The following is a 23,548-nucleotide window of genomic DNA, read 5'->3' on the forward strand; positions in this document are numbered from 1 at the left end:
CGCGTGGTACTGCGATCCGCCGGTGCATGCTGGTCGGTGAACGGCGCGCGATCGAGGAGAACGAGAAGACCGTTTTACCCGAATCGACACCTGAGTCCGGATGCTGACGGGCGAGCCCGAGCCGGTTCCCGGAATCGCGGCGGGACCCGGCTCGAACGACCGTTCATTCCGGCCGGCTGTAGGCGGCCAGGGCCCGGTCCCGCGCCTCCTGGGAGATCGTCCGCACCAGCGTGGCGTGAGCCGCCTGGGCGAAGGGGCGGGCGATTCGCCAGTACCGGCGGAACTTCAGCCAGCTCTGCGGGTCCGTCATCTGCACTCGGGAGTCGACGGTCAGCAGGCTGTGGTGGATTCCGTAAGGCCGCACGCCGAACGCGATCACCAGCTTTCCGTATCCGGGTTCGGAAAAAGCCGCGAAGTCGTCCGGGTCGACCCGGCGCCAGGTGGTGACCGGGCGCCAGAACTTCCCTGCGACGCCGACGGCGAATTCGGTGCCCGGGTGTTCGCCGAGGAGCGCCCAGTCGGAACCGCTGTCGAGGTCGTCGACGGTCAGTCGGGTGGGCTGCCGTTGCGGCCCGTGCCGCCGGTCGCGCCAGCGAGCGGGCAGCTCGCGAAACCGCTCCGCGATCGTCAGAAATCCACTGTGGATGTCCGTCAGGTCGAGGTCGCGTGCCGCCGCGTATGTTTCTTTGACCGGTGCGTCGACGATCTCGTGGCGCACCAATGAGAAGTGGGGGTGCGGGGCGAACCGGTCGACGAGCAGATCGGGTGCCTGCGGGTGGGAATCCGTCATGGTGCCTCCTCGGGCGGGTGTGGAGTTCCAGGCTGGGCGCGCCCCGGTGCGTGCGCTAGGAGCGGAGGGTATGTGCGTGGCCGATTTCGTCATCGCCGGAAGTGACTTCGTGCCCTGCCGCGGGCTGTGGTGGGACGCGACGGTGAGGAGCGTCGATCGAAAGGCGGCATGCCATGAGGATTCTCGTCGCGGTGGCGACCAGACATGGGGCCACGAGGGAAATCGCCGAGCAGATCGCCGCGACGGCCGCGGCTTCGCTCGAGGAAACCGGTGTCGCGACGGAGGCCGAGGTGCGCGATGCCGAGCACGTGACGTCGTTCGCGGGGAACGACGCGGTGGTGCTCGGCAGTGCGGTCTACTTCGGGCATTGGCTCGACAGCGCACGTCGGCTCGTGCACGAGCACCAGGAGGAGCTGCGCCGCGTCCCCGTGTGGCTGTTTTCCAGCGGGCCGGCAGGGGAGCAGGCGCACCCGGGTGAGGATCCGGTGGACGTCTCGGACGTGCTGGTCGCTTCGGGTGCCCGCGAGCACCGGCTTTTCGGTGGCCGCATCGAGCGCGCGAAGCTGCGCTTCCCCGAACGGGCCGTGGTCGCCGCGCTACGGGTACCGGACGGCGACAACCGTGACTGGCCGATGATCCGGGCCTGGGCGCGGACCATCGCCGGCGAGCTGGCCACGGCGCCTGTGCAGCGGCAGGGCCGGCGATGACAGGGCGAGCCCCGACGAGCCGCGGTCGTGCCCATTCTGGTTCGTGAAGCGATTTCCCGGCTCTGTCACACCCGATCTTCACGGCCTGTGTCGCCGGTGGACGCGGCCCGTTCGCCGGGCGCGCCGCGTGGACGACGTCAGGGGGTCGCGCCCGGCGATGAACACAAGCCGGCCAATCCGTCGACAACGCAGCCCAAGGGGATGGCTGTCGGGTTGATGTCCACAGCGAGCCTCGCCTTCGCCGTCAGCTCGCCTTGCGGCGGCGGTGTCCGCTGAGGGTAACCGGCGGCTCCGGCCCGGTCATCCTCCTGCGCGCACTCGTTCGTCCGGCCGATCAGGGAGAAGTGCTGCCATCGCCGTCAATGGCGGCGGTGACGCAGCGAAGCGTGGCCGCCCGCACGGCCCGGCCTCGTTCGCCCGGCGGGAGAGCGCGTGCGATCGTGACGGCGCCGACGACCGAGGCGACCAGTGCCCACGCGCGTTCTGTCTGCTCGTCCGGTGAGCCGGGCATGGCCGGAGTGAGCAACTCGACCAGGGCCGCCATCCGACGCTCGTAGGTCTCCCGAACGGCATCACTCGCGCGCGAGACGTCTCCGCTGAGCGCCGGCATGAGACACCCGTCCGCGACCGCCGCGCAGTGCTCGTCGCTCAGGTAGAAGTGGAGGAACTCCACGAGACGACGTCGGCGCTCACCCGGGTCGTCGGCCTCGATCACGGTGAACTCGGCACCGAGTTGCTCCTTCACCACCTGATCGAGGAACGCCTCCTTGCTGCCGAAGTTGGAGTAGATCGCCCCCGAGGTCACGTCGGCCGCCGCCGCGAGGCCGTCGACACCGACTCCGTGGAAGCCTTTCTCCTTCAGCGGGCGAGCTGCCGCGGTCAGGATCGCGGCGCGGGCCGTCTCTTTGTGGTCTTTCGGGTAGCGCACGTCGAGTCCTCGTCTTCCCACTTGCCTTCACGCTGCGACCACCATACGATAGCGGTCGTTATATAGCGATCGTTATCCAATGATGGGTCGCTGCCACAAGCCACGAGAGGTACGAGGACCGACATGTCTGCAAGCCACAACGACGCCCCCACCCGGACGGTCGACGTCGACGGAACGGCCTTCGCTTACCGGGAGGTCGGCGCCGGATCGGGCGTTCCGGTCGTCCTGCTGCACCACTTCACGGCCAACCTCGACGACTGGGATCCCACCGTGGTCGACGGCCTGGCTGCCGAGCGCCAGGTCATCCTCGTGGACCTGCGCGGGGTGGGCGCTTCGGGCGGCACCACGCCCGACAACGTCGAGGCCATGGCCGCCGACGCCGTCGCCTTCGTGCAGGCGCTTGGCCTGACGAGCGTCGACCTGCTGGGCTTCTCGCTGGGCGGCATGGTCGCGCAGGCCTTCGTCCAGCAGGAGCCGGGCCTGGTCCGCCGCCTGATCCTGGCCGGCACATCGCCGGCGGGCGATGCGGGACCGGCCAACGCCTTCGGGGTACTGCAGAGTTCGGTCGAAAAGGCCACCGCCACGGGCCGGCACCCGAAGCACGTCCTGTTCTTCTCCCAGACCTCGGCCAGCCAGGCCGCGGCCGACGCGTTCCTCGCTCGGCTCGACGAGCGCACGGCCGACCGGGACGCCGCGGTCACGAACGAGACCATCGGGGCCCAGGCCACCGCTTTGGCCAAGTGGGAGCAGAGCAGTTCGCCGACCGGCCTCGCGAACGTCTCCCAGCCCGCTCTGGTGATCAACGGTGACGACGACATCATGATCCCGACCATCAGCTCGTTCAACCTCGCGCACGTGCTGCCCCATGCCCAGCTGGGCATCTACCCGGACGCCGGTCACGGAGCCCTTTTCCAGTACCCCCAGCTGTTCGTCCAGCAGGTCCTGCACTTCCTCCGCGACTGACCGCCGCAGAAACGAGATCCGAACACCGGGTCGCGTGGCCGCGGCCCGGTGCTCCCCGTGACCGCAGCAGGCTTGCACTTTTCCTGCTCCGTCCGCGACGCTCTGCCGCCTCCCGTTGACGATGTTGAGTTCAGCGCGGCCAAACCCTTCTTCCGCGCCACCGCTGACATCGGTGGCCAGTGGGTGACCCACTTCGGCCGCGGCCACCAGTCGGATCTCCATGATCGGGTGGAGGGGTTCGGCCGCCCCCTGAGTGAGAGGACCGTCGGTTCCACGCAGCGAGAAGTCCCGCCCCTGGGCGTCGACACGGTGCGCGAGCTTCCCGGTGTCGGGCTGAACCTGGTTTCCTCGTCGCTGTTCACCTCCGGGGCCGGCTCCGTCGGCCAACACCAACGCCACGGTCTACGCCGTCGCGGAACGCGCGGCGGATCTGCTGCGGCAGAATCGCCGCTGACAAGGCCGCCGTACGGAGCAACTGCGTCGAATTGAAAGGTCAGTATGAGCGAACGCGTTGATGCACTCGAACGGACGACACCGATGTGCGAGCGGACGTCCCTGCCCCCGCTGTCGCTGCTTGGCGCGCTGCGGCGATCCGGCGAGTCCTACTGCGACCAGCTGACCGAACTGCCGGCGTACCTGGCCGGCACGAGCGCCCTCCGCGTGGTACCCGGCCTGACCGCGGTCCCGGCGCCGTGGTTGCTGGCATCGAGCGCCGAGAGCGCGGCGCTGGCCGGGGAGCTGGGCTGATGTTGTCCACACCGATCTACGACCCGGTATCGCGCGCGAGATCCCTCGAACTCGTCTGCTCGTAGTCCCGGGATCTACCGCAGCGTTGGGCGAGAACTCCGGCACAGGGATCGGTGGTCATGTCCCTGGTGCGATGAAGAACTCGAGAGCGATGTTGTCGGGGTCGCGGAAAGAGACGCCCGAGCCGTAATGCGCCTTCTTGATGCCGCCGTGGGTGATGGCGAGCTCGTCGAGGCGATCGCGCCACTGCTCGAGCTCCGCGAGGCCAGACAGTGCGAAGCCCACGTGGTCGAGGCCGGTGCGCGTCTCGGCGAAGCGGTCCTTCGACTCGCGGCCAGGGTGAGTGTGCAGACCGAAGAGCATTCCGCCGTCGAGGGCGAAGACCGTGTGGTGGAACTCGCCGCCTTCCTCGTCCTCGTCGAGTACGGGTTCGGCATCGAACAGGCGGCTGTACCACTCGGTGCTGCGCTTGAGGTCCGAAACCGTGATCGCGACGTGCTGCAGGCCGGGAAAAGCCATGTGAGCGACTCCGTTCCTTGGTCGGTATCGAATAAGGGCTCCGGGCCGGCGGCCACGCTGAATCCGGTTGTCCGGCGGGGCCTCGCATGAGCGACCGGCAGTACTAGGCGAGCAGCTTCCGTAGCCCGGCGATGCCGCTGCCGTACACGTCCTGGGCGAAGGTGCGGTTCAGCTCTTCCTCTTGACCCGCGTCGGCGTCGTACTCCGCCCACCACTCGACGAAGGACTCGCCGGTGTCGGTGACCGGGCTGACCCGGACCGTCGAAACGTAGCGGCGCACGCCGAACGGATTCGCCCCGGTGAACGCGTAGGTGAGCGTGCGACCAGGGTCGTCGAGGACGAGCAGCCGTTCGTCGAAGGGGTCGCCGCCCGCATCGAGGGTCAGCCTCCGGACGGCTCCGACCTGCCCGTCGACGCCGTCGGCGATCTCACTGTGGCCGACTGCCGGCAGGAAGGCGGAAACGTCGCCGAATGCGCGGACCTGGGCCCAGACCTTTTCGACGGGCGCGGCGACGACTCCGCTGGCGTACGGGCGCGGCATGGAAACCCCCAAATTGTCGGTCGAACACTCTCGTGCCGGCGCATCGTGGCAGCCGCTCGAAGGCCTGGAACGCACACCAGGCAGCAGAGAGGCCGTCACGAACTCGGAATCAGTGACTCGGCTCACGCTAACCGCAACGGATTCTCAACAGAAGATCTTTGTGACGACCGGCCGCGCCTGCCCGCCGAGCGGGAGGAGCGCCCCGTCGAACGGTTCACGCCCTTGTCGTCCGTGCCGATCAGCCACACCCGGCGCCATCCGGTTCAGGGCACCATCCACGAGAGCAAAGGGGTGGACTGCAGGTAGACGAGCACGCACATCACCGCGAGGAAGAGCACGCTCCAGAGGAACACCCTGCGGAAGAGATCGCCCTCCCGGCCGGACATACCCACCGCCGCCGCGGCGATGGCAAGGTTCTGTGGGCTGATCATCTTGCCGAGCACCCCGCCGGACGAGTTCGCGGCGGCGAGCAGGGTAGCGCTCAGCTCGGCCTTCTGCGCGGCGACCACCTGCAGTGCGCCGAACAAGGAGTTCGACGACGTGTCGGAGCCGGTCACGGCGACGCCCAGCCAGCCCAGGATCGGCGAAATGAGCGCGAAGATCCCACCGGCGCCGGCCATCCACGTGCCGAGCGTCGTGGTCTGCCCGCTCGCGTTCATGACGTAGGCCAGCGCGAGCACGGCCATCACGGTCACGATCGCGGGAGCGAGCTGGCGATACGTGGCGAAGTAGATGCGCAACGCGGTCGCGGGCCGGATCCGGATCACGGGAATGGTGAGCAGCCCGGCGATGATGAGCAGCGTGCCGGCCGCGGCGAGCCAGTCGAACTTGAACATCGGCAGCGTCGACACCTTCCCGCTCGCGGACGCGATGTGCAGCCCGGGCCAGGCGAAGGTGCGCGTGACGCTGGTCAGCGCGTGCTGGATCGCCGGGATCTGTGCGAGCCCGAACACCACGATGATGATCAGGTAGGGCGAGTAGGCGCGGAACACCTCGGCGCCGCTGTCGCGGCGGCCGGCTTCGGTGTCACCGTCACCGCCTCCACCCGATGGACCGTCGCGGCCCGCCCGGGGAGCCTGCCGGTCGATCGTGGCCGTCGAGGTCGCCGCCTCCGCGCGCCCGTCCGGGCCCGCGCCGGCGGTGCGGGTGACCTCAGGTCCGCCGGCCTCGGTGAACCCCTCGACCGGCCGCCAGACCCGCAGGAACAGTACGATCGCGCCGGCGCTCAGCAGCGACGCGACGATGTCGGTGAGCGGTGCGCTCACGTAGTTCGAGATCGCGAACTGCGCGACGGCGAAGACCACGCCGCAGACGAGCGCCACGGGCCAGGTCTGGCGGACCCCGCGGGTGCCGTCGATGATGAACACGAGCGCGAGCGGGACGACGAACCCCAGCAGCGGGGTCTGGCGTCCGACCATTGCGGACAGGTCGTGCAGCGGCAGGCCGGTGACGGTGGCCAGCGTGGTGATCGGCACCGCGAGCGCGCCGAAGGCGACGGGTGCGGTGTTGGCGACGAGTGCGACGACCGCGGCCTTCAACGGCCGGAAGCCCAGCGCGATCAGCATGACGCTGGTGATGGCGACCGGGGTGCCGAACCCGGCCAACGCTTCGAGCAGCGCACCGAACGAGAACGCGACGATCACGCCCTGGATCCGCTGGTCGTCGCTGACCCGCGAGAACGAGCGGCGCAGCACGTCGAAGTGTCCGGTGTGGACCGTCATGTTGTAGATCCAGATCGCGTTGATGACGATCCAGAGGATGGGGAAGAACCCGAACGCGGCACCTTCGGCCGCCGCGAGGAACGCCGGGCCGGCCGGCATCGGGTAGACGAAGATCGCCACCACGATCGCGACCGCGAGTGAGATCAGCGCCGCGAGCCACGCCGTCATCCGGAGGATGCCGAGCAGGACGAACAGCACGATCAGTGGGACAGCGGCCACGAGCGACGACCATGCGAGCGAACCCGCGACGGGATCGAGAATCTGCTGGTACATGTGCCACCTCACCGTTGAGGACGACAACCTGGGATCTGCCGGCTTACGCCCCGGATCGGGACCTCCCGACAGCGTCCGCTGCCAGGCCACGGATCGAGGCATCGAGGACCTCGACGGTGTGGGCGACCTTCAGCTGCGCGCCGAGCCGCTCGGCCGACGCGGCCAGCTGCATCAGGCAGCCCGGGTTGGCCGTCACCAGCAGGGGTGCGCCGGTGGCGAGAACGTTGCGCGCCTTGCGGTCCCCGAGTTCCCCCGCGGCCTCGGGCTGCAGGATGTTGTAGATCCCCGCGGAACCACAGCACAGTTCGGCTTCGGCGATCTCCCGCAGCAGAAGCTCCGGGATGTCCCGCAAGAGCGCCCGGGGCTGCGTGCGGATCGCCTGCGCGTGCCCGAGGTGGCAGGCGTCGTGGTACGCGATCATGACCGGCAGCGGGTGGCGGGCGGCCACCGTTCCCCGCTCCACGAGGAATTCCGTGATGTCGCGCACCCCCTCGGCGAATCCTCGCGCGCGCTCGGCGTAGGCGGGATCGTCGGCGAGGAGGTCCGCGTACTCCTTCATCGCCGAACCGCAACCGGCGGCGTTGACCACGACCTGCTCAACCCCAGTCGCCGCGAAGGTGTCGATCAGCTTGCGGGCAAAGGATTGCGCCTCTTCCTCACGGCCGTTGTGGACACTCAGCGCACCGCAGCACCCCTGCCCTGCGGGCGCGATCACGTCGAAGCCTTCGGCGGTCAGCACGCGGGCGGTCGCCGCGTTGACGCCCGGGAAGAACTCCCGCTGCACGCAGCCCAGGAGCATGCCGACGGTGCCTCGCTTCGCACCCTGGGCGCAGGACTGTTCCGGCACCTGCTCGAACGGCTCGAGCTCCGGTGCCAGCGACTCCAGCGCCGCCAGCGCCGGGAAAGTCCTGCGCAGCAAGCGGCCGCGGCGCAACCAGCGGCTGAGGCCGGTGGCCTGGTAGGCCCGCAGCGGACCGCGCAAGGCGTGCAACCGCTTGGCGTACGGGAATACGCCGAAGACCGCGCGGCGCATCAGCCGGTCGCGGGCGGGGCGGTGGTGACGCCGCTCCACCTGCGCACGGGTGGCTTCGATGAGCTTGTCGTACTGCACGCCGGACGGGCACGCGGTCACGCAGGCCATGCACCCGAGGCAGGCGTCGAAGTGCTGCACCATCTCCGGTGTCATCGGCTCGCCGCCGAGGCCCATTTCCATCAGGTAGATCCGCCCGCGTGGAGAGTCCATCTCCTCGCCCCACAACGTGTACGTGGGGCAGGTCGGCAGGCAGAACCCGCAGTGCACGCAGTCACCGACGAGCGCCGCCGACGGCGGGTGGTGGTCATCGAAGGCAGGTTCGGACATTTAGATCCCTCCGGCGAAGCGACCGGGAGCGAGCCGGTGCTCGGGGTCGAACTGGTCTTTCACCCGGCGCATCAAGCTCAACCCCCGTACCGGCCCCCACGGGTCGAGCGCCGCCTTCACCGCAGGCGGAGCGTCCAGCACGACGACATCCCCGCCCCAGGTGGCCGACCGGTCGCGCAAGACCTGGACCAGCTCGGCGATCACGGCGGGCTCGGCGGCACCCGGCACCGCGGCGTACAGGAGACCGACGCCGGCCGAACCACGGGCCGAGACCGGTACGCCGTGACGCCGCGCCTGCTCGTCGAGCGCGTTCAGCAAGGCCGGCAGGCCCGTGATCCGGTGTGTGAGGCGCAGGGCCACGTCGCCTCGCCGCCAGGGGGCTCGGCCCCACCACTCCGGCGCGGCGTCGCACGGTTCGGCGCCGTCCCCGAGGAGTTCGAGGAACTTCGCGACCCGGCCGGCGACTCCCTGCGCAATGCCCTCGACGAGCACCGCGAGCGTCCCCGTCGCGCCGGCCGGGCGGTCGAGTTCGACCGCGTTCGGCACGAGCTGGGTGTGCAGAACCCGCCGCAGACGCTCGTACGCGACGCCTGTCGAGTCCACCGGCACCACGACCCAGCGAGCCACCGCCGGTCGCGGGTGCAGCCGGAACACCGCCTCGGTGACCAGGCCGAGCGTTCCCCAGGATCCGGTGAACAGCTTGCCCAGGTCGTAACCCGCGACGTTCTTCACGACCTTTCCGCCGGCCTTCGCCACCACGCCGTCGGCCCGGACGACCGTGATACCGATGAGCAGGTCGCGCACCGCGCCGTGGGAGAAGCGCAGCGGGCCGGAAGCGGCGGTCGCGATGAGCCCGCCGGCCGTTCCGGCGTCGGCCGCGCCAGGCGGCACCACGGGATCCGCTGCCAGCCGCTGACCCGCGGGGGAGAGGCGGTCCTGCAGCGTCGCGAGGCGCAGGCCCGCGTCCACGTGAACGACAAGGTCGCCGGCGCGGTGCTCGACGACGCGGTCCATGCGGCCGGTGTCCACGACCAGGTCGGCCTTCGCGGGCCGCTGTCCCCAGCCGAGTTTCGTCCCCGAGCCCCGGACGACGACGGCGAGCCCGTTGTCAGCGGCGATCCGCATGACGGCTGCCGCTTCCGCGGTGCTGCCCGGTGCCGCGACGAACGACGGCGCGATGCCGTCGACCTCGTCACCCACCTCCGCGGGTCGGGCATGCTTCGCGGTCGCCGCGCACAGCGCGTCCAGCATCGCCGGATCGGGCCCGCTCATCAGAAGACCTCGGCGATTCCGGCTTCCTGCAAGGGATGCGCACCCTTGTGCCGGCCTGGCACCTCACCGCACAGCCGCGGCGTCGGGAACACCTTGCCGGGATTGGCCAGCCCGGCCGGATCGAAGGCGCAGCGCACCAGCTGCATCGTGTCGAGGTCCGCCTCGGTGAACATCCGCGGCATGAACTTCGCCTTGTCCGACCCGACGCCGTGCTCGCCGGTGATCGATCCGCCGTACTCGATGCAGAGGTCGAGGATCGCCCCCGAAACCTCCTCGGCGCGCTCGGCTTCGCCGGGCACCGCGTCGTCGAACAGCACCAGCGGGTGCAGGTTTCCGTCCCCGGCATGGAAGACGTTGGCGACCCGGACTCCGCTGCTGCGCGAGAGCTCCGTCATCCGGTGCAGCACCTCGGGCAACGCGGTGCGCGGGATGACACCGTCCTGGACGATGTAGTCGGGACTGATCCTCCCGACGGCGGCGAACGCCGACTTGCGCCCCTTCCAGAACAACGCGCGCTCCACGTCGTCCTTCGCGATGCGGATCTCGAAGGCCCGGTGCGTGCGGCAGTGCCGCTCGACCTCCTCGAACTGCCGCTCGACCTCGTCGGCCGGTCCGTCCAGTTCCACGATCAGCACCGCGCCCGCACCACCGGGGTAGTCACAGTGCACGGCCGCTTCGGCCGCCTCGATCGCCAGCGCATCCATCATCTCGATCGCCGCGGGCACGACTCCGGCGCCGATGATCTCCGAAACCGCCGCTCCGGCGTCGTCGGTGCTCGGGAAGGCCGCGAGCAACGTGCGGACCGCTTCCGGCAGCCGGGTGAGCCGCACCGTCACCTCGGTGGCGATGCCGAGCGTGCCTTCCGAACCCACGATGGCCCCGAGCAGGTCGTACCCGGTCGGATCCGGCGCCTTGCCGCCGAGCCGCATGGCTTCGCCGTCGGCGGTCACGAAGGTGATGCCGGTGACGTGGTTGGTGGTGAAGCCGTACTTCAGGCAGTGCGCGCCACCCGAGTTCTCCGCGACGTTGCCGCCGATCGAGCACACCTGCTGGCTCGAGGGATCCGGCGCGTAGTAGTAGCCCTCGGGCTTCGCGGCCCGGGAAACGTCCAGGTTGATCACCCCTGGCTCGACCACCGCACGCTGGTTCTCCTGGTCGATCTCGATGATGTGGCGCATCCGCGAGGTGACGATGAGGACCCCGTCGGCGCGCGGCAGCGCACCACCGGAGAGGCCCGTGCCGGACCCGCGCGCGACGAACGGCACCTCGGCCTCGGCGCAGGCACGCACGGTCTCCACGACGGCGGCCGTGTCCCGAGCGAGCACGGCGAGCGCGGGAGTGACCTTGTAGTGCGCGAGGCCGTCGCACTCGTAGGTACGCAGCCGATGGTGATCGTCGATGACCGAATCAGGACCCAGCGCCGCCCGCAGGCGCTCGGCCAGCGCCGCGATACCTGGTCGCACATCTCGTGGCTCGTAGGTCGTCATGCGCGCCCTCCCAGCCCGCTTGACTGTGGATACGGACGGCTTTTGAGCTACAGAAAGTAAACTCTGCCTTTCGGCACCGTAAGACGCTCCGGAAGGCCAGTCAACTCGAGTTCTCGGGCGGGGGACAGGGCCTCGCGGGTCGCGGGGGAAACCGCAGGTGGGCCGCGTGCGGCTACCCGGCCAAGCGCCGGATGCTGGGCCGTGCGGTGATCACGACCGAGCCGCCGCAACTCCAGCACTCGACCGCCATCCCCGGCGGAGTCCGCCCGGCGACCTCGCAGCTGGCGCATTCCCACGCGGTGAGGACGACGAACTCCATCGAGCCGTCGTCGTCGGACTTCGCTTCCACGACGCTCCACCGTTTTCTTGATCAGCATTGGTTCGACGCCGTAACAGGCAGCCGGTGCAGGACGAGGCAAGATAACGAAACGATATACCTTAAGTCAAGCCGGAGCGTGGTTTTTCGTTGCCCTTGACATCCCTGCGCGGCGTGCGAATACGCTGCGCACAGCGCGATCCCGTTCGAGATGCGGCGTCGGGCCAGTGCCGTCCTGGTCTCGGGAGTGGCCGAACGTCCTCGTGAGTCCGCCCGGGCCGTCACGGAAAGTAGCCCGCAAGCAGTCGGTTTGGCGACCGCAACCGCGATGGCGATCAGCGCCGGCCGGAGTCGTCGATGCTTGCTCGGGGCGTGGGTACGGATCGCCGGACAGCGAAGGTCTTTTCGCAGAATTTCATATCGTCGGCGAACTCAGGTTTTTGTAAATTCAGGCGTCGGTTTTTCTGCCGAACGTCGCCGAATATGACCAGGAGGTTCACACGTACTGACCAGAGAACGGCGGGCGAATTGGATCGAGGGCCCGCAAACAGAGGAGAATTCGCATGCCAGAAGTAGTGTTCAGCGTCGACCAGACGAAATCCATGCGCGATCAGGCCGTGCCGGGCCACAACCGGTGGCACCCGGACGTGCCGGTCGCCGCGATGGTCCGTCCCGGGCAGGAGTTCCGGGTGGAGTGCCGGGAGTGGACCGACGCCCAGCTCGGCAACAACGACTCGGCCAACGACGTGCGCGACGTTGACCTGAACCGCTGCCACATGCTCAGCGGTCCCATCGGCGTCGAAGGCGCGCAGCCCGGCGACCTGCTCGTCGTCGACATCCTCGACCTCGGCCCGGTTCCGCAGGAGACCGGCGACGCGCCGGGGCAGGGCTGGGGCTACACCGGCGTGTTCGCCAAGGCCAACGGCGGCGGGTTCCTGACCGACTACTTCCCCGACGCCTACAAGGCGATCTGGGACTTCCACGGTCAGCAGGCCACGTCGCGCCACCTGCCGGGCATCCGGTACACCGGAATCACCCACCCCGGCCTGTTCGGCACCGCGCCTTCGGCCGAGCTGCTCCAGCGGTGGAACCGCAGGGAGCAGGCGCTGGTCGACCGCGAGCCCGACCGCGTACCGCCGCTGGGCCTGCCGCCGTTGCTCGACGGGACGCTCGCCGGAACGGCCGACGGGTCGACCGCGGACCACATCGCCCGCGAGGGCGCACGCACGGTGCCGGCCCGGGAGAACGGTGGGAACCACGACATCAAGAACTTCACCCGGGGGTCGCGGGTCTTCTACCCGGTCTACGTCGACGACGCCAAGTTCTCCGGCGGAGATCTGCACTTCAGCCAGGGCGACGGCGAGATCACCTTCTGCGGCGCCATCGAGATGGGCGGGTACATCGACTTCCACGTCGACCTCATCAAAGGCGGCATGGAGAAGTACGGCATCACCACGAATCCGGTGTTCATGCCGGGAAACGTCGAACCCCGGTATTCCGAGTTCCTGTCGTTCGTGGGCGTCTCGGTGGATCGGGAGACCGACGAGAACCTCTACCTCGACGCGACCATGGCCTACCGCAATGCCGCCCTGAACGCGGTGGAGTACTTCAAGAAGTGGGGCTTCACCGGTGAACAGGCCTACCTGCTGCTCGGCTCGGCGCCCATCGAAGGCCGGATCAGCGGCATCGTGGACATCCCCAACGCGTGTTGCACGCTCTACGTGCCCACGGAGATCTTCGATTTCGACGTGCGCCCGACGAGCGAGGGCCCGGTGAGGGCCGATCGCGGACAGTGCGCGGTCACGTCCTGACCTGCAGAGCGGGTTCAGCGAGGCCGGACCTCGTTCGGTGTCGACCGACAGTGGCGAAACGCTCGGCTGGGACTCTCAGCCGAACGTTTCCCTGGCTGTACTGCCTGAGCGAACCGTGCACGACGAACGCCACCGGTCGCCCGTGATCGGTCGCGCGGAACCGGTTCGGATGGCAGGCCGCCGCAACGGACCGGGCTCCGAGCTCGCTGCCGGTCATCGTGGCGACGAATGCGGCCGGTGGTCCGGACATCTACGGCACGGCATCTGCCCGCCGCGTCCGGGCCGGATGCACATGGAGCGGGTCTGAAAATGCTGCGCTCCCGGTGATTCACCGTGTGGAGGACGATCGCGGGTCGGCAGACGGCGGCAAGTCGGTGGCCGAAATGGACAAACAGCGCTAACGGGACAGCGGTCTGTCGACCTTTCCTGAACGCGCACTGATGCGGTCCGACGTACTCTTGTTCCCGGATGGGCCAACGGAACGCGCCGCCCGGTTCGCACCGGACGTGCCGTCGTCTCCACGCTCTCAGTGTCCTCGCACGGCCAGGCGACGAGGTGACGGCGATGTGCCCGACCGAGCGCGAAGGAGGCTGTGCGTGAGCCCCGATTCACCGTGCGTCGTCGGCAAGCAAGCCGTCCTGCCGCCCGTGGCGCGCCGGCTCCCGGCGCGAACGCGGCTGGCGATCGCGGCCGGGCGGCTCGGCGCGGCGATCTCGCGGGGGATGGGTCTCGGCAACGGCGGCGTCATCGGCGGGCGGATCGCACTCACACTGGATCCTCGCGTGCTGAGCCGGATCGGCGGCGGTCGGACAGTGGTGCTGGTGACCGGCACCAACGGCAAGACCACCACCGCGCTCATGCTCAGCCGGATCCTGGAGACGCTGGGCCAGGTCGCCACGAACAGCGACGGCGCGAACATGACCGACGGGGTAGTCGCCGCCCTGGTGGACAACCATCAGGCGCCCTTGGCGGTCCTCGAAGTCGACGAGACCTACGTGCCCGCCGTCGCCGCGCAGGTGCACCCGGCCTGCCTCGTGCTGCTCAACCTCAGCCGGGACCAGCTGGACCGGGTCGGCGAGGTTCGGACGACCGAACGGGCGTTGCGGGCGGTCGCCGCGGCATTGCCGGACACGACCGTGGTCGCCAACTGCGACGATCCACTGGTCACCTCGGCCGCCCTGGGCTCGGCTCACCCCGTGTGGGTCGGCGCGGGACAGCGGTGGCACGCCGACGCCGTGGCCTGCGCCCGATGCGGCCGAGCCGTGGTCCGGCAAAACACCTGCTGGCACTGTGCGTGTGGTCTTACCCGGCCGGATCCGCTGTGGACACTGACCGGTGATGCCGTGCAAACCACGGCGGGCTCGAAGATCACGCTCGGCCTCCGCCTGCCGGGCCGGGCCAACGCCGCGAACGCCGCGATCGCGGTGGCCACCGCCGCTCGGCTCGGTGTCCCGCCGGAGGTCGCCGTCGCACGACTTCGCCCGATCGCCGACGTCGCCGGCCGATACCGCCAGGCTCGGGTGTCCGGGCGCAGTGTGCGGGTGATGCTGGCGAAGAACCCGGCGTGCTGGGAGGAAACGTTGCCGCTGCTCGACTCCCGGTTGCCGGTCGTGATCGCGGTGAACAGCGGTGAGGCCGACGGGCGGGACATGTCGTGGTTGTGGGACGTGCAGTTCGAGCAGCTGCGTGGACGGCAGGTCGTGGCGGCCGGCGAACGGGCGACCGATCTGGCCGTCCGCCTCACTTACGCCGAGGTGCGGCACACGCTCTGCCCCCGTCCGTTCGCCGCGGTCGACTCACTGCCGCCCGGCCCGGTCGAGCTCGTCGCGAACTACACGGCGTTCCGAGATCTCCGGCAGCAGCTCGGCGATGACTGAGTCAGCCGTCCGGATCGGGGTGCTGCTGCCCGACATCCTCGGCACCTACAGCGACGGCGGCAACGCCCAGGTGCTGCGGCGGCGATCGCAGTGGCGGGGCATCGCCGCGAGCGTGACGGAGACCCGCCACGGCGAGGCGGTGCCGTGCTCGCTCGACCTGTACTTGCTGGGCGGTGGCGAAGACGATGCCCAAGCTCTTGCGACGGCGCACCTGCACGAGCATCCCGGACTGCAGCGGGCGGTCACACGAGGTGCCGTGGTGTTCGGCGTCTGCGCCGGGCTTCAGGTCCTCGGCATGAGCTTCACGACGCCCGACAACGTCTCCCATCGGGGTCTGGGCCTGCTCGACGTGGTGACGTCTCCCGGGCGGGGGCGTGCGGTGGGGGAGATCGTCGTCGACGTCAGACCCGAGCTGACGGCACAGCCCCTCACCGGCTTCGAGAACCACCTCGGCCGCACGCTCGTCGGCCCCGGCAGCTGTCCGCTCGGCTCGGTACGCACCGGCGTCGGCAACGGGGATGGCACAGAGGGCGCGGGAACCGGCCGGGTACTGGCGACCTACCTCCACGGCCCGGTGCTGGCGCGCAACCCCGCGCTGGCCGACCGGCTACTGGAATGGGTGCTCGGCACCCCGCCCTCGCCGCTGGCCCTGCCGGAGGTCGATGCCTTGCGGGAAGAACGATTGCGCGCAGCCATGCACGGCCCGCGGTGGTGATCCCCCCCGGACACCCAGCGCTCGCGTCGGACCATCGCAGCACGAACCACGGCCGGCAGCCCGAACGGTCGGCGTTGCACCGGGGGTGAAATCACCAGGGCGCAGGCGCGGAGTCGCCTGACTTCACGGCGACTCAGACGTCGATCCGGGCCGCGCACCACCAGCCGCGTTCGGTGCGCTCGCACCGGACATGCCGCCGGGACACGGCTTTCGGAATCGCCCCGGTCGGGATGACGGCGCCGAGGTCGGTCATCTGGCAGCGCAGCCGCACCGTCGAGCCGTCCACGACGATCCCCTCCGCGGTGACCGGGATCAGGCTCCTGGTCCGCATCATGAGGATGACCTTGTCGAGCAACGCGACCAGCACCGAACCGTCCGTCGCGCCGCAGACCTCGAACGACCAGGCCGCGGACCCGCGGTGCAGACGTGTACGGGCGAAACTCTCCACCAGCGCGCGGACGGCTTCCGTCAGGCACGCTTCCCGCGTCGGTCCCCACGCTTCGATACGCAGGTCAGCGGCGTGCACGACGCGTGGCGTAGCGCGGGCGTCCTGCTTTGGCAACGGTTTCCGGTCGAACCTCCCCACCAGTGCAGCATCCGGGCGAGGGCCCGTGTCCGGCTTCACCCGGACCAGGCGAACCTTGGGCCCGGCCGAACCCGGCGCGCCCGCATCGGGTTTGGACCGGTCGAGTTTCACCAGTGGTGACCGAGTGGCCGGTTTTCCGGCCGGATCAAAAACACCGGCCTCTCCTCGGTAGGAAAGTTGCGGTCGGTCGGCTGTGTTCGTGACCGTGTGCCGGGAAGTGGTGCATCCACACAGTGCGGTGCTCGCGTGCAAACTTGCGCAGGTGACAGCCCTCTTGACGGAATGTGAATTCGGACACACCCTGTAGGGAGGTGTGAGGGAGCCGTCGAGCGCAGACCGCCTCGGAGATCCTCACGCAGGGGAGGTCCATGTGGGGACCACACCGGGCGAACAGCCACCGTCGAGCGAACCCTCTTGGCAGCAGGGCAATCCTGCCCATCGGATCAGCTATCCCACCCCGAGTACCGGGCGCACCGTGCTCGTCGCCGCCACGGCGGCGCTCGGCGGTTTCCTCTTCGGCTACGACACCGCGGTGATCAACGGCGCCGTCAAGGCGGTCGGGGAAACCTTCAACGCGTCGCCGTTCGTCCTCGGGTTCGCAGTCGCCGCTGCGCTGATCGGCTGCGCGATCGGCGCCTGGTTCGCGGGTGCGATCGCGGACCGCTACGGTCGGATCCGCGTCATGTGGCTCGCGGCGATCGCGTTCGCGATCAGCGCGCTGGGCAGCGGCTTCTCGTTCTCGATCTGGGAACTGGCGTTCTGGCGGTTGGTCGGAGGCCTCGGTGTCGGTGCCGCATCCGTGATCGCTCCCGCCTACATCGCGGAGATCTCGCCGGCGCACCTGCGCGGCAGGCTGGGCTCGCTGCAGCAGTTGGCCATCGTGTCCGGCATCTTCGTAGCGTTGCTCGTGGACTACGCACTGGTCGCCGGATCAGGCGGCGCGCTGGATCCCCTGTGGTTCGGCCTCGCGACGTGGCGGTGGATGTTCCTGTCGCTGCTGATTCCCGCCCTCGCCTACGGCCTCCTGGCCTTGACGATCCCGGAGTCGCCGCGACACCTGGTCCAGAAGGAGCAGCTGGCCAGAGCGGCAGAGGTGCTGCGACGGTTTGTCGGCGGAGACGTCGACGCGAAGATCACGCAGATCATCCGGACGGTCAAAGGAAAGACCGAACGCACCGGCTTCGTGACCGTCCGTGGCCCGAGGCTGGGGTTGCTGCCGATCGTCTGGATCGGCATCGGACTGTCGATTTTCCAGCAGTTCACCGGCATCAACGTGATCTTCTACTACTCCTCGGTGCTGTGGCAGGCGGTGGGGTTCAGCGAGCAGAACGCACTGGCGATCACCGTGATCACGTCGGTGACCAACATCCTCACCACGGTCATCGCCATCGCACTGGTCGACCGGATCGGCCGCAAGCCACTGCTGGTGATCGGCTCGATCGGTCAGTTCGTCTGTCTGGGCGTGCTCGCCCTGCTCTTCGGCACCGCGCCGATCGTGAACGGCACGCCGGACCTGGGTTCGGCCGGGCCGATCGCGCTCATCGCCGCCAACGTCTACGTCGTGTTCTTCGGAGCGACGTGGGGCCCCGTGGTGTGGGTGCTGCTCGGTGAGATGTTCAGCAACAAGATCCGCGCGATGGCCCTGTCCGTCGCGGCGGCTGCGCAGTGGCTGGCCAACTTCGCCATTTCCACGACCTTCCCCGCGCTGTCGGATGTCGGGCTGGGACTTGCCTACGGCGTCTACACGTTCTTCGCCTTCGCGTCGATCTTCTTCGTGATCAAGTACGTCAAGGAGACGAAGGGGCGTGAGCTGGAGGAGATGGCCTGACGATGACCGAGTCGACGTCGACGGTCCGAGAACTTCCCGACGCACTGCGCGACGGTGATCGGTTCGCCGAGCGGTTGACCGGCCGACGCCCGGCGGTGTTCCTCGACTACGACGGTGTGCTGGCCCCGATCGTGAACCATCCCGAGGACGCCCTGATCTCCGACCGCATGCGTGCCACGGTGCGCGCGCTGGCCCTGCGCTGCCCGGTGTGCGTGGTCAGTGGCCGAGACCGGCTCGACGTGCAGCGGTTGATGGGGATCGACGACCTGGTGGTAGCAGGCAGCCACGGCTTCGACATCTGGAGCCCGGCCGCCGGCGAAATCCACCACGATGCCGCGAGCGGGTTCGAGGACGTCATCGGCGAGGTCACCGATCGCCTGCGCACCGAAACCGGCTCGATCCCGGGCGTGGTGATCGAACCGAAGAAGGCCTCGGTTGCGGTGCACTATCGGCTCGTCGACCCGGACCGGCGCCAACGGATCGCCACCGTGGTCGAGACCCTCCTCGCCGAGCATCCGGACCGGCTGAAGATGACGCCGGGCAAGATGGTCTACGAGCTTCTGCCGAAGATCGACTGGCACAAGGGCAAAGCCGTGCTCCACCTGCTCCGCGCCCTGCACCTGGACTCGCCGGACGTGGTCCCGATCTACCTCGGCGACGACATCACCGACGAGGATGCCTTCCGGGCACTGGCCGATCGTGGTGGAGTCGGCATCTTCGTCGGCCGGGCCGACGACCCCGAAGTGGCCGATCGCAGCACGTCGGCCGACTTCGCCCTCTCCTCCCCGGAAGAGGTCGCGCAGCTGCTGTCCACTCTGGCCGTCGGTGACGGCCCGCCCCCGGACGAGCGGAAATCCGTGTCCGACTGCGTGCTCGTCTACGACCACTTCGATCCCGGCGTCGAAGGTCTGCGGGAGTCGCTGACGTCGACGGGCAACGGATACTTCTGCACCCGCGGCGCAGCCGAGTGGGAGGACGCCGGCAAAGTCCACTACCCGGGCACCTACGCGCACGGTGGTTTCAACCGCGAGACCACCATCCTCGGGGGACGCCCGGTGCAGAACGAGGACCTGGTCAACCTGCCGAACTGGCTGGTGCTCAAGCTGCGCATCGAGGGCGAGGAGGCGATCAGGCTCGGCAACGTCGAACTGATCTCCTACGAGCACTCCTACGACATCCGGCTCGCGACCGTTCAGCGCGTCCTGCGCTTCCGCGACCGCGCCGGACGGGAGACGACGCTGCGCAGCCGCCGCTTCGTGAGCATGGCCCACAGCCACCAGGCCGGCATCGAGTGGACGCTGACGCCCGAGAACTGGTCGGGTCGCGTCGAGGTGATCTCCGGGCTGGACGGCCGGGTGACCAACCAGATGGTCGCCCGCTACCGCGAGCTGGAGGGGCGTCACCTCGACCCGGTGTCTCCGCGCACTTTCGGTCCGGAGACCATCGCGTTGAAGGTGCAGACCCGGCAGTCGGACATCTACGTCACCGAGGCCGCCCGCACCCGCGTCTTCCTCGACGGCGAGCAGCTTCCGGTGGAGCGCACCCTGGATCAGATGGATGACTACATCCAGCAGGTGATCACCTTCGACGTGGCGCGGGGCCGGCCGGCTCGGGTGGAGAAGATGGTGTCGCTGTTCACCTCGCACGACAACGCGATCACCGAAACGCTGGCGGCCGCGGGCCGGGGCGTCCTGCGCTACCCGGACTTCGCCGAGGCACTGGTGGAGCATGCTTCGGCGTGGACGGAGCTGTGGGAGGTCTGCGACCTCGAGCTCCCGCGGGAACCACGGGTCGAACTGCTGCTGCGGTTCCACGTGGCGCACGTGTTGCAGGTCTGCTCCCGGCACACCGCACGGCACGACGCGGGTGTCCCGGCCCGGGGGCTCAACGGCGAGGCTTACCGCGGGCACGTGTTCTGGGACGAGCTCTTCATCCACCCGTTCCTCAACTTCCGGCTGCCCGGCATCACCCGCGGCTTGCTCCTCTACCGCTATCGCAGGCTCACCGAGGCCCGCGCGGCTGCCCGGGAAGCCGGCTTCCAGGGCGCGATGTTCCCGTGGCAGAGCGGCAGTGACGGCACCGAGGAGACCCAGGTCGTCCACCTCAACCCGCTCTCCGGTCAGTGGGACCCCGACCTCAGCCACAACCAGCGCCACGTCAACGCGGCCATCTTCTACAACGTCTGGCAGTACTACCAGGCCACCGACGACCGGGAGTTCCTGCGCGACTACGGCGCCGAGCTGATGCTCGAGATCGCGCGGTTCTGGGCTTCGATCGCCCGGTACGACCCGGAGCGCGACCGCTACGAGATCCACGGCGTGATGGGACCCGACGAGTTTCACGAGCGCTATCCCGGCAGCGAAGAGGGCGGATTGCGCAACAACGCCTACACCAACGTGATGGTGGCCTGGATCGCCGACACCGCACCGCGGGTGCTGAGGCTGTTGCCGGCCAGCCGCCGCGCCGCGCTGCGCGCCCGCCTCGGACTGACCGATGACGAGCTGCACACGTGGGACGAGATGAGCCGCAAGATGTACGTGCCGTTCCACCCGGACGGCATCATCAGCCAGTTCGAGGGCTACCTGGACCTGGACGAACTCGACTGGGAGCACTACCGGGCCGAGCATGCCAACATCCAGCGGCTGGACCGGATCCTCAAGGCGGAAGGCGAAGAACCCGACCGCTTCAAACTGGCCAAGCAAGCCGACGCGGTCATGTTGTTCTTCCTGTTCTCCGACGAAGAGCTCCGCACTCTCTTCCGCCGGCTCGGCTACGAGCCCGATGCGGAGCTGACCCGGCGCACGATCGACTACTACGACCGGCGCACCTCCCACGGTTCGACGCTGAGTCTCGTCACCCACGCCGGCGTGCTCGCCGCGCTGGACCCGAAGAGTTCCTGGGACCGGTTCATCGTGGCGCTGGAGAGCGACATCGGTGACGTCCAAGGAGGAACGACCAAGGAAGGCATCCACATGGGTGTGATGTCCGGGACCTTGGACCTGCTGCAGCGCTACTACGTCGGCAGCGCCGTGCGGGACGGCGTGCTGTACTTCGCGCCGACCCAGCTCAACCGGCTCGACGGCCTGGTTTTCTCGATGCAGTACCGCGGCGTGCCGCTGCGGGTGTCGATCACGGGCGACGAGCTGACCGTCTTCGCGCTTCCCCAGGGCTTCCGCGGGCCGGTCTTCATCGGCGTCGGAGACGAGGTCCACGAGCTCGGGGCGGGGGACAGCCGGGTCTTCACCCTGTCCCACGAATCCGGACCCGCAACCCGGGAGAGCCACCCGGGCCACGCGGAAGGGAGTCACCATGGCGAACGGCTTTGAGGGCGCGATCTTCGACGTCGACGGCGTGCTCGTCGACTCCCCGCACGAGCGGGCCTGGAAGGACTCGCTGCGCGAGCTGATGGAGACCGAGTGGGCCGACATCCGCGACCGGACCACGTGGTCGGACGACCGCTTCACCCCCCAGGTCTACCAGCAGGTGATGTCCGGCAAACCCCGAGCCGCCGGAGCTTTGGCCGCCCTCGAGCACTTCGAGGTCCCCGACGCGAAGGCGCGCGTCGAGGTCTACGGTGCGCACAAACAGGACATGGTCATCAAGCTCATCGAGGCCGGCGAGTTCGAGGCCTACCCCGACGCGCTGCGCTTCGTCTTAGCGGTGAAGGCCGCGGGCATTCCGACCGCGGCGGCGTCGTCGTCGAAGAACGCCGGGCTTTTCCTGAGGCAGATCCGTCTCGACACCTTCGCCGCGCAGAACGGCCTTTCCCACGACTTCGTGACGCCCGGACTGAGCCTGCTCGACTCCTTCGACGCCGACATCTCGGGCCGCGACTTCGCCCACGGCAAGCCACACCCGGAGATCTTCCTGACCGGCGCGGCCGAACTCGGCGTCGCCCCCGAAGACTGCTTCGTCGTCGAGGACGCGGCCAGCGGCATCGAAGCAGCCAAGGCCGGCAGGATGTCGGCGCTGGGTGTCGCCAGGGCCGACGACGAGGAGCTGCTCTCAGCCGCACGGGCCGACCTCGTTGTGACCTCCCTCGACGAGATCGACGTCGCGGCGCTCGGCCGTCACGTGCTGGCCGGGCGGGCGTCATGACCAGCCCGGTGGCCGAGGCGGTTCCCCGGCCGGTCCACGAGGCCGCCGAGGGGACGTTCGCCATCGGCGTCGACATCGGCGGCACCAAGATCGCCGCGGGGGTGGTCGACGAGGGCGGGCACATCGTCGCCCGCACCCGGCGTCCGACGCCCGCCGACGACCCGTCGAAGACCCAGGAGTCCATCGCCGACGCCGTTCGCGAGCTGACGAGCGAGTACACCGTGGTCGGGGTCGGCCTTGGCGCGGCGGGTTTCGTCGACGAGACGCGTTCGACCGTGATGTTCGCGCCGAACCTCGCCTGGCGGGACGAGCATTTGCGGGAATCGCTGGAGGCCCGGCTCGGCCTGCCGGTGATCGTGGAGAACGACGCCAACGCGGCCGCGTGGGCCGAGGCCCGGTTCGGCGCCGCCCGCGGCGAGACCCACGTCGTCATCCTGACCATCGGTACCGGGATCGGCGGCGGTGTCGTCCTCGACGGGAAGCTCTTCCGGGGCCGCTACGGGCTGGCCGCCGAGATCGGGCACTTCACCATCGTCCCCGACGGACGGCGCTGCGGCTGCGGCCTGCACGGCTGTTGGGAGCAGTACGGCAGCGGGCGTGCGCTCGTGCTCGAGGCGCAGGAGCAGGCGACCGTCGCGCCCTCGATGGCCCAGGAGCTGCTGCGGCTCGCCGGGGGGCGTCCGGCGGGCATCACCGGCCACATCGTCACCGAGGCCGCGCAGTCCGGCGACGTGACCGCCCTGAACTGCTTCGACGAGCTGGGCAAATGGCTCGGGCGCGGGATGGCCGCGCTGGCCGCGATCCTCGACCCGGGCATGTTCGTCATCGCCGGCGGCGTGTGCGAGGCCGGGGAAATTCTCCGCGCGCCGACGGAGGCCGTCTTCCGCAAGAACCTCACCGGCCGTGGACACCGCCCGGCCGCGAAGGTGCGGATCGCCGAGCTGGGCAACGAGGCCGGACTCGTGGGCGCCGCCGACCTGTCCCATCGGCGGTGAACCCGGCGGGTTCG

At 69.2% G+C, this 23,548-nt stretch carries 20 protein-coding genes; 10 read left to right on the top strand and 10 right to left on the bottom strand.

The genetic code is table 11. The annotated features are described in order from the left end of the window. Positions 1-163: 163 nt before the first annotated feature. Positions 164-790, bottom strand: a complete 627-nt coding sequence (locus AB0383_RS41320; protein WP_364189673.1) for a hypothetical protein — start codon at positions 788-790, stop codon at positions 164-166. Between the two features lie 173 nt (positions 791-963). Between AB0383_RS41320 and AB0383_RS41325 the strand changes: the two genes are divergently transcribed. Then, complete coding sequence (locus AB0383_RS41325) at positions 964-1,497, top strand: flavodoxin domain-containing protein (RefSeq protein WP_364189667.1); 534 nt, start codon at positions 964-966, stop codon at positions 1,495-1,497. Between the two features lie 334 nt (positions 1,498-1,831). On the opposite strand, the gene AB0383_RS41330 is transcribed toward AB0383_RS41325, so the two are convergent. Next, positions 1,832-2,425 carry a TetR/AcrR family transcriptional regulator gene (locus AB0383_RS41330; RefSeq protein ID WP_366190173.1) on the bottom strand — a complete coding sequence of 198 codons (594 nt, stop codon included), beginning with the start codon at positions 2,423-2,425 and terminating at the stop codon, positions 1,832-1,834. A 123-nt stretch (positions 2,426-2,548) separates the two neighbouring features. On the opposite strand from AB0383_RS41330, the gene AB0383_RS41335 reads away from it, so the two are divergent. Both AB0383_RS41335 and AB0383_RS41340 read left to right on the top strand, forming a co-directional pair. After that, positions 2,549-3,388, top strand: a complete 840-nt coding sequence (locus AB0383_RS41335; RefSeq protein ID WP_366190174.1) for an alpha/beta hydrolase — start codon at positions 2,549-2,551, stop codon at positions 3,386-3,388. Between the two features lie 537 nt (positions 3,389-3,925). Next, positions 3,926-4,135 (top strand): hypothetical protein, encoded by a 210-nt coding sequence (locus AB0383_RS41340; protein ID WP_364189658.1) that lies wholly within the window; start codon positions 3,926-3,928, stop codon positions 4,133-4,135. Positions 4,136-4,252: 117 nt separating this feature from the next. Here the strand turns inward: AB0383_RS41340 and AB0383_RS41345 are convergent, their stop codons facing one another. The 7 genes from AB0383_RS41345 to AB0383_RS41375 form a co-directional block, all read right to left on the bottom strand. Next, positions 4,253-4,654 carry a VOC family protein gene (locus AB0383_RS41345; protein ID WP_364189655.1) on the bottom strand — a complete coding sequence of 134 codons (402 nt, stop codon included), beginning with the start codon at positions 4,652-4,654 and terminating at the stop codon, positions 4,253-4,255. 103 nt (positions 4,655-4,757) lie between these two features. Further along, positions 4,758-5,195 carry an SRPBCC family protein gene (locus AB0383_RS41350; RefSeq protein ID WP_364189652.1) on the bottom strand — a complete coding sequence of 146 codons (438 nt, stop codon included), beginning with the start codon at positions 5,193-5,195 and terminating at the stop codon, positions 4,758-4,760. Positions 5,196-5,458: 263 nt separating this feature from the next. Beyond that, a complete protein-coding gene (locus AB0383_RS41355) occupies positions 5,459-7,189 on the bottom strand; it encodes an L-lactate permease (RefSeq protein WP_364189649.1) in 1,731 nt (576 codons plus the stop codon). A gap of 43 nt (positions 7,190-7,232) precedes the next feature. Next, positions 7,233-8,549, bottom strand: a complete 1,317-nt coding sequence (locus AB0383_RS41360) for a heterodisulfide reductase-related iron-sulfur binding cluster (RefSeq protein ID WP_364189646.1) — start codon at positions 8,547-8,549, stop codon at positions 7,233-7,235. Further along, positions 8,550-9,821: an FAD-binding oxidoreductase gene (locus AB0383_RS41365; RefSeq protein WP_364189643.1), complete on the bottom strand. Its 1,272-nt coding sequence runs from the start codon at positions 9,819-9,821 to the stop codon at positions 8,550-8,552. Continuing rightward, a complete protein-coding gene (locus AB0383_RS41370) occupies positions 9,821-11,308 on the bottom strand; it encodes an FAD-linked oxidase C-terminal domain-containing protein (RefSeq protein ID WP_366190175.1) in 1,488 nt (495 codons plus the stop codon). The genes AB0383_RS41365 and AB0383_RS41370 overlap by 1 nt, the downstream gene beginning before the upstream one ends. A gap of 172 nt (positions 11,309-11,480) precedes the next feature. Beyond that, complete coding sequence (locus AB0383_RS41375) at positions 11,481-11,657, bottom strand: hypothetical protein (RefSeq protein WP_364189637.1); 177 nt, start codon at positions 11,655-11,657, stop codon at positions 11,481-11,483. Between the two features lie 530 nt (positions 11,658-12,187). Here AB0383_RS41375 and fmdA point away from each other — a divergent pair. The 3 genes from fmdA (at position 12,188) to AB0383_RS41390 (ending at position 16,027) form a co-directional block, all read left to right on the top strand. Beyond that, positions 12,188-13,435, top strand: coding sequence for a formamidase (gene fmdA, locus AB0383_RS41380; RefSeq protein ID WP_364189634.1), 1,248 nt, complete (start codon positions 12,188-12,190; stop codon positions 13,433-13,435). Between the two features lie 596 nt (positions 13,436-14,031). Beyond that, positions 14,032-15,312: a MurT ligase domain-containing protein gene (locus tag AB0383_RS41385; protein WP_364189631.1), complete on the top strand. Its 1,281-nt coding sequence runs from the start codon at positions 14,032-14,034 to the stop codon at positions 15,310-15,312. Continuing rightward, positions 15,305-16,027 (top strand): glutamine amidotransferase, encoded by a 723-nt coding sequence (locus AB0383_RS41390; RefSeq protein ID WP_364189628.1) that lies wholly within the window; start codon positions 15,305-15,307, stop codon positions 16,025-16,027. The genes AB0383_RS41385 and AB0383_RS41390 overlap by 8 nt, the downstream gene beginning before the upstream one ends. Before the next feature lie 133 nt (positions 16,028-16,160). Here AB0383_RS41390 and AB0383_RS41395 read toward each other — a convergent pair whose 3' ends face one another. Continuing rightward, entirely contained in the window at positions 16,161-16,553 is a 393-nt protein-coding gene (locus AB0383_RS41395; RefSeq protein WP_364189625.1) for an archease, read from the bottom strand. 430 nt (positions 16,554-16,983) lie between these two features. Between AB0383_RS41395 and AB0383_RS41400 the strand changes: the two genes are divergently transcribed. The 4 genes from AB0383_RS41400 to AB0383_RS41415 are packed head-to-tail and all read left to right on the top strand — an operon-like array spanning position 16,984 to position 23,534. Beyond that, entirely contained in the window at positions 16,984-18,441 is a 1,458-nt protein-coding gene (locus tag AB0383_RS41400; RefSeq protein ID WP_364189622.1) for a sugar porter family MFS transporter, read from the top strand. A 2-nt stretch (positions 18,442-18,443) separates the two neighbouring features. Beyond that, complete coding sequence (otsB, locus tag AB0383_RS41405) at positions 18,444-21,767, top strand: trehalose-phosphatase (protein ID WP_366190176.1); 3,324 nt, start codon at positions 18,444-18,446, stop codon at positions 21,765-21,767. Then, the gene (locus AB0383_RS41410) at positions 21,751-22,539 is read left to right on the top strand and encodes an HAD-IA family hydrolase (RefSeq protein WP_366190177.1); all 789 of its coding nucleotides are present in this window, start codon (positions 21,751-21,753) and stop codon (positions 22,537-22,539) included. The genes otsB and AB0383_RS41410 overlap by 17 nt, the downstream gene beginning before the upstream one ends. Further along, complete coding sequence (locus AB0383_RS41415) at positions 22,536-23,534, top strand: ROK family glucokinase (protein ID WP_364189614.1); 999 nt, start codon at positions 22,536-22,538, stop codon at positions 23,532-23,534. Before AB0383_RS41410 ends, AB0383_RS41415 begins: the two co-directional genes overlap by 4 nt. Positions 23,535-23,548 lie beyond the last annotated feature (14 nt).

This window comes from Amycolatopsis sp. NPDC051373, from assembly GCF_040689465.1.
Classification (GTDB): Bacteria; Actinomycetota; Actinomycetes; order Mycobacteriales; family Pseudonocardiaceae; genus Amycolatopsis.